This is a genomic window from Methanothermococcus sp. (assembly GCF_015523155.1).
Lineage (GTDB): Archaea > AGJL01 > Methanococci > Methanococcales > Methanococcaceae > Methanofervidicoccus.
On record NZ_WAKW01000001.1, the window covers coordinates 52,414 to 59,353 of the forward strand.

Here is a 6,940-nt window from a genome sequence, read left to right on the forward strand (position 1 = left end):
TTGCCCTATTCTCTTTATTTATTATTAATTTTTATTACATTTATTTTTATTCTATTTTAAATTTTTCTTAATTTCTACCATCTTTGGGGGGAGCTCATCCCATCTCCAAAATCCTCTTAATATATCATCTTCTGAGTAGTATTTTTTTAAATAGTTTGCCCATCTTTCCCATAGGTTTGGGTGGAGCTCTCTTACTCTTAAAAACTCACTGTTAAGTGCGGCTGGACACATATAACATCCTATCCTTTCAAACCCTTTATCGTACATCGGATTGTAAAGAACATCATTTAAATAAAGATAACTCCACACATCAAGGGCATTCCAATCAAGTATTGGAAATACATTTGCTTGAAAGTCTATAAACCCACTTTTTCTAGTATAATCCAAGTTTGCCCGTGCAAAGCTCTCGAATTTTCTTGAACCATCAATTGTTAATATCTTCTTATTTGGATAATTTTCCATAAAGAAGTTCTTCAATGGCATCAGCTTACAAACGCTGTTGCACCATCTGTTATCTTTTGTAGGGACGCCTTCATTATCCAGTTTATCCCAGAAGTAATCGCCGTTTATGGTGTGTAGATTCAAATCGTATTTTTTTGCAAAATCTTTAACATATTTCATTGTTTCAGGATACTCTAAACCTGTGTCGATAAATAAAACATCAATATCATCTATCATCTCTTTTGCCAAAAGTGTGGAAACTGCACTATCCTTTCCTCCACTAAATGACACATTTATGACATATCCTTTGTTTTTATATTTGTTGATATATTTTTTAAGAATGTTTTTTGACAATTTTACAAGATAATCCATTCTTTTTTTATTTTCTTTTAAATAATCCTCTATTTTTTTGATATTGATTTCTTCTTTTTTCCTTTTTAAGTCCTTCAATTTTATTTTATCGTTTCTTTTTATTCCAACTCCTAAAAATGCCCCCATGTCAATACCGACAAAATAGTCTGTATTTTCCACTATACTTTTGTATTCATCAATATTTTCGATATATTCCTCTTTCAGATACTTCCCCTTTAACCTTCTTTTTGTAGGTTTTAGTATTATTTTTTTTTCATCTACCAACTGATAATAATAAGGGGATGGAGTAAATTTCCAATCTAAATCAATTAAATCAAATTCAAGGATTCCGATTTGTATTTCATCTAAATAAACCCTTTTTCTGTAATCATCTCCTGCAAGTTTTTCAAGCAGTATCAAATCATCATAATCAAAATTTAAACCAGTTAATCTATTAATTACATCAATTTCATACTTTGATGCAAATTTCGTATCCTCTTTAAATGTATTTTTAAATTTATCGCCTTTATACATAAAATCACTTTTAAATATTATTTTTTATTTTTTTATATTGTAATTTATTTTCAAGATACTTTATAAAATCCTTTTTTTCTGGAATGTATGCACCGCAGGCAAATTTATGTCCTCCTCCACTTCCTCCAACTTTTTTAGATGCGTAGCTTATGGCATCGGCAAGGTTTATGTCTTCGGCAAATGATAAGAGCTTTGGACATCTGGCAGATACTTTATAGCCATTATCCATTTCCCCTAATGCAAATATGGGCTTTTTCCAATTTACCTCTTCTATAGAATAGCTCATTCCCGCCACAATTCCAATTATGCTACCTTCTATCGTGCCTGTTTCCACTTCAAAGTATTGGAATTTATCTTTTTGGATTATTTCAACATTATCTTTAATATATTGGAGAGATTTTGATAGATTTCTTTTATGGGCATTTAGTCGTGATTTCATTTTATCGTAATATTTTTCCCTATCTCCTTTTAAAACTTTAAGGGGGGTTTCGTAGTCTTCATATCTGGAACAGGCATTTATACAGGTCGAAAACTCCTCTAAATTTCTAAATGGAGTTTTTATTTCCTCTTTTTTAAATTCATAGCTTTCCCCAAATATTACCTTTGGGAGAAATCTTGCCCAATTGGAAGGAACATATCTATTGCATTTATTTAAAAATTCGCTTCCAAGAATTCTCTTTTCCTCAAAGGACAAATCGCATAGGCTTTCTTTTGGTATGATGTTTAGGTTGTATTTTCTATTTATATTGTTTATAAAATTTATAATCCTCGAATCGTTGTTCATTAAATCTGTTCTTACATCTGTGAAATACTTAATAGATGCAAAAATAGGTTTTGTGTGCTTTCCGTAAAATTGAAGGTCTGGAAATGCTACAATATCTCCTGCCTCTACTGCATCATTTAATATGATTCTATTAAATCCTGTGAATTTGCCCTCTAAATTTTGAATATCTCCAACTGCACCAAGAACGGCATATTTTGCCAAGTCGATATTTCGGGGGTTGCACATTTTCGCAAATAAATAGGATACACCAGCACCGCAAATTTCCTTTCCTCCGTCGATATTGTTGTTCCAAGGATTCACATTTATTATATTTTCTGGAATATCTGTATTTGCAGGAATATGGTGGTCTAAAATGATTATATTTTTATCCTTTCTGTCCAATAGATTGTATTCTTCCATTTTTTCTTTTATAAGATTAATCTGCCCGCTTCCCAAATCTGCAAAAATTATTAAATCATAGTCTTTAAATGGAATATCCTCAATGGAATTAACACCAAGCTGTTTTAAAAATCTAAATTCTGCCTCTATGTTTAACCTGTTTAGGAGTTCCTCCAATATAACCCTCGAAGTGATACCATCAGTATCTATATGTGTATATATTAATATATTGTTTTTTCTGTTTTTTCGAAGGGTCTTAACAGCTCTCTTTAAATTGGATATATATTCCATTTTAACACCAAAAAAAGTAAAGTATGAATTAAAGTATGAATTAAATAAAGCATATAAAAATTACTATAATTAAGGATATGGTATAATAAAATATAAAGTTTTGGATTATATTTTTATTATTTTTAGTATATTTTCATTAAACCATTAAACCAGCACCAACGCAACAAACTATTTGGGGTTCTTTTGGAACCAATAGCTTTTTATTTAATCTTTTTTCTAAGGATTCAATCAACACTCTGTTTTTCGCAACACCTCCACTAAATACTATATTATTTAGATTTAATTTATTGACCATTGGGACAATCCTGTTTGAGATGCTCTCATAAACTCCCATTAATATATCTTCCTTTGGGGTTTTTTTAGATAGTAAGGAAATTATTTCACTTTCTGCAAAGACTGCACACATTGAAGATATTTTTGCCACACTGTCTGATTTGTATTTGTTTATATCATCTTCTATTTTTAAAATATCGATACATTTTTCCAAGAATTTTCCAGTTCCTGCGGCACATTTATCAGAGAGTATAAAATCTAAAACATCTCCTTTATCGTTTATTTTTAATACCTTGCTGTCCTGACCCCCTATGTCTATGACACCCTGAGCTCCTTCAAAAAAATAGTGGGCTCCCTTTCCAAGTGCTATGACCTCTGGAACTACTTTATCTACAAAGGATAACTTATGCCTCCCATAGCCTGTTGCCACCATTTTATCTATATCGTAGTTTTTCTCAAATTCTTTAACTATATTTAGAATATCATTCTCTTCAATAATCACACCTATATTTTTTATTGTATAATCTTTTATATTGTTTTTATCGTCCATTAAAACCATTTTTGTCGTGGTTGAACCAATATCTATGCTTAAAATCAAATTAATCACCGTAGTAATAATTAAATAATGTTGTAATAAATTGATAATTTATTGATAATTTAAAGTAATAGAATATTTTTCATAAATTAAAAATTAATATACTATTATTTAATAGTTATTATTAAGTTTTTTAATAGTGAAAAAGTGGATATTGAAAAAGGAAAAAAGGTCATGGTAATTAGTGCCATATTGACATTATTTATTGCTTATAAAAGATATTGATTAAAACAGATAAAAACACAGTAAAGGAAGCCATTGAGGAATTTATGAATATTTTAAAATCTTTAAAAAAATAAGATAAAATAAAAAGATAGGAGTAAAATAAATAAAAATAAAAAAATAAATGATTAAAAAATAAATTATTTTATTCTGGTTTTTCCATTAATCTTGTTTTACTTAATATTTTTCCATCTGCTGCATGGGGTTTTCTGCTTACAGCATCCATAGCTTTTTCTAACTCTCTTGCTTCATCTACTAATTTAGCCGCATATCTTATCATTTCATGAGCAGAGGCTACAATTGGGATGTATTTTTCCATCTCTTTTGTCATGAAACATCCTTTAACATCTATATCTGCAACCTTTTCAGCTATTACAAATGCTGCCATTGCTTTTGCCTTTGCATAGGGGTTTGTAAATTCCATAGCTTCTACTGCTTTTGTTTCATTTATGACTATTTTTGGTAATTCAATTTCTTTTCCTTCTTTAACTGACTCAATCATAGCGTCAATTGCATTTTGAACAACTCTTAATGCACCTGTACCAGCCAATACTCTTAAAACATCGGAATTGAACATAGCCATTTCAACAGGGTCTAAAAACTGTCTTCTTGCACCAATCATTGGGTCGCATTTTATAATAATATATCCAAGTCCTTGTTCAGCAATCTCATCTTTTGCCCTTAAACCAGGTGCATCGCCAATAATTACTGCTGGAATATCACATGCACTTAAAATTTCTCTTGCTTTTTTTGGACCTGGTGCTGTTGGGTTTGGTCCTATATATATTATAAAATCAGGTTTTATTTCCTCAACCATTTTTGTAGTTACTTCTTCCACTTGTTCTGGTCCCATCTTTGCCCCACTACCTAAAACCCTAACATCAATATCTTTTCTATCAGCTCTCTCATCCAATGCTAAATCAATTACAGGAGACATCCCAATATTTCCACATTTAATAATTCCTATTTTTACAACCATTTTACCACCATTTTATTTTTATTAATCTAATACAATTATTATTTTAATAATATTATATTTAAGAATTGCTATTTTAAATCATTATTACACTCATTAAATAATTTAGTAATATATTAATACCTAAATATATGAAAATATCATATATTAATGTAAAAAATACAATGTTGGTAATATTTCAGGGTTATTATGAATAGGTAATTTCTTGAAATTTAAAACTAAATATATGAATGGATATAATCCATAATAAAAAATAGTTATAATGTAAATAAATGGATAAAATAATATTATAATTTAAATTCCCCTTTTTTTATTCTTTTCTTCAAATCCTTAGCAAGTTTAAGAGCTCGCTCCTTATCTGACTGTCTACATGTAATAGGAATACCTAATATGCTGTTTCTATTCATTTGATATATTCCATAAGGGCATGCCTCTACACAGACTCCGCATCCAAAGCAGTTTTCATTTGGAAGGCGTCTGCCACCTAAATGCGGAATTCTCTTAATGGCTTTTGTAGGACATAATACCTCTGCAATACATGTATCGCAGTTTCTACACCTATATACATTAACTTTTGGTCTCAATTCTGCATCTTTCCATACCTCCGAATATCTTCCAGTTCCCACGGGAACCCTGCCGATTATATTCGTTAGTGGGAGCTCGATACCTTCGTCAAGTGTTTTTAAATATTTCTTGTTTTTTTCATTTACTTCAATGGGAACTGCTATGGTGTTGAATACCTCTACACCAGCAGAAGTAATAAATCCACCTAAGTAATAAGCATCCATGTTGTGCATATCAGCAGATATCATTATATTTGGTTTATTTTGAGAATGTCTCGTTCCATATCCAAGTATTAGTCCTTCTGCACCGTTTAATAAAACTTTTTTTCCAAATAATTCTTTTTCGTCGCATTTCATATTTTGAAGAGGGTTTATTTCACCACATCCTGAAAACGACGCTTCTCCTTTTTTTAACCTTTTTCTATGAAATATGGTTTGTATAGGTTCATCACTTAAATTTGTGACGGCAACATAGTTTTTAAATGCTAGTCTAGTACCTATCATTTTTGCCGTTGGGATATCCTCCAATGATAACGTTTTCTCATATGTTTTTCCCCCACTTTCCACAACAACTTCAACCTCTTTTCCAGATACTAAATCTTTAAATAAAAATCCTCCACCATATTCGCCACTATAATTTGTTCCATAAACTACTGCATCTACACTACCTAAATATTCATTTGGACATGGTCCCACATGACCTTCTATGCCGTTTAAATAAATCTTTTCAGCCTTTCTAAATGTTCCGCTATCTGCAACAGGAATATGAAAAACAGCCATAGTTCCAGACATTATTCCGCATGTTGCAGTGGTTACTATATCTATTTCATCTATTCTGTCCTCTTCATTGTTTCTAATCATTTTTTTTAATTCATCTGCTGTAATTACTACTTTATCGCTGTTATCCATTTTAACACCTATACTTCTACATATTTACATATATTAGTGTATGACTTGTTATTAAATGGATATATCATTACCTGTACAGGATATATATTATTATAAAAAGATAAGAAGATAAATATAAAATCGTCCTTTCTTTTAATTTTTAGTTTCTCTTCCTGTTCTTTTTTAAATTTAAACCCTACCATTTTAGTGATAATCGTCTTAACTTCTTTTCTATCCATGAAATAGATATATAATGATAATATGGTATAATGATTAATAAAATTCTTAGATTAACTACTATAATTCAAAAAAGAGATTTTTAATAAAAAAATTTGAAGAGTCCCAAGGGTTCCTCTTCAAAGCAAAAACGTTTTAATATTTTACAGGACATAGGATACCGTTTGCAACATGGTTAGTAGTTTAATAGATAATATTACTTGTAAATTACATCATTTCATCGACTTTTTTCATCAATATTTTTAAGATTTCGCTGTCAGGCAAAACCCCTTCTGGTGCATCAATTACCTTTTTGAGTTCTATTGGGACACCATCCATTCTATAGGCTGTTCCATCTACTTCAACACCTGCTATTGCAGGAGGAATTATAATGTTTGCCAATTCAGTTGTTGGTGTTTGGTGAGGGT

The 6,940-nt window shown here is 30.3% G+C and carries 5 protein-coding genes and 1 pseudogene; all 6 read right to left on the minus strand.

The window, feature by feature from the left end; translation table 11 throughout:
- Positions 1-51: 51 nt before the first annotated feature.
- Positions 52-1,326 (minus strand): phosphoadenosine phosphosulfate reductase family protein, encoded by a 1,275-nt coding sequence (locus F7B34_RS00320; RefSeq protein ID WP_292459386.1) that lies wholly within the window; start codon positions 1,324-1,326, stop codon positions 52-54.
- A gap of 10 nt (positions 1,327-1,336) precedes the next feature.
- Positions 1,337-2,779: a single-stranded-DNA-specific exonuclease RecJ gene (recJ, locus tag F7B34_RS00325; RefSeq protein ID WP_292459388.1), complete on the minus strand. Its 1,443-nt coding sequence runs from the start codon at positions 2,777-2,779 to the stop codon at positions 1,337-1,339.
- Between the two features lie 136 nt (positions 2,780-2,915).
- Positions 2,916-3,650 carry an acyl-CoA dehydratase activase gene (locus tag F7B34_RS00330; RefSeq protein WP_292459390.1) on the minus strand — a complete coding sequence of 245 codons (735 nt, stop codon included), beginning with the start codon at positions 3,648-3,650 and terminating at the stop codon, positions 2,916-2,918.
- Positions 3,651-4,014: 364 nt separating this feature from the next.
- Positions 4,015-4,848, minus strand: coding sequence for a F420-dependent methylenetetrahydromethanopterin dehydrogenase (locus F7B34_RS00335; RefSeq protein ID WP_292459392.1), 834 nt, complete (start codon positions 4,846-4,848; stop codon positions 4,015-4,017).
- Positions 4,849-5,132: 284 nt separating this feature from the next.
- A complete protein-coding gene (locus tag F7B34_RS00340; protein WP_292459394.1) occupies positions 5,133-6,317 on the minus strand; it encodes a methanogenesis marker 16 metalloprotein in 1,185 nt (394 codons plus the stop codon).
- 423 nt (positions 6,318-6,740) lie between these two features.
- Positions 6,741-6,940, minus strand: a pseudogene (locus F7B34_RS00345) (formylmethanofuran dehydrogenase subunit B); the annotation flags it as partial.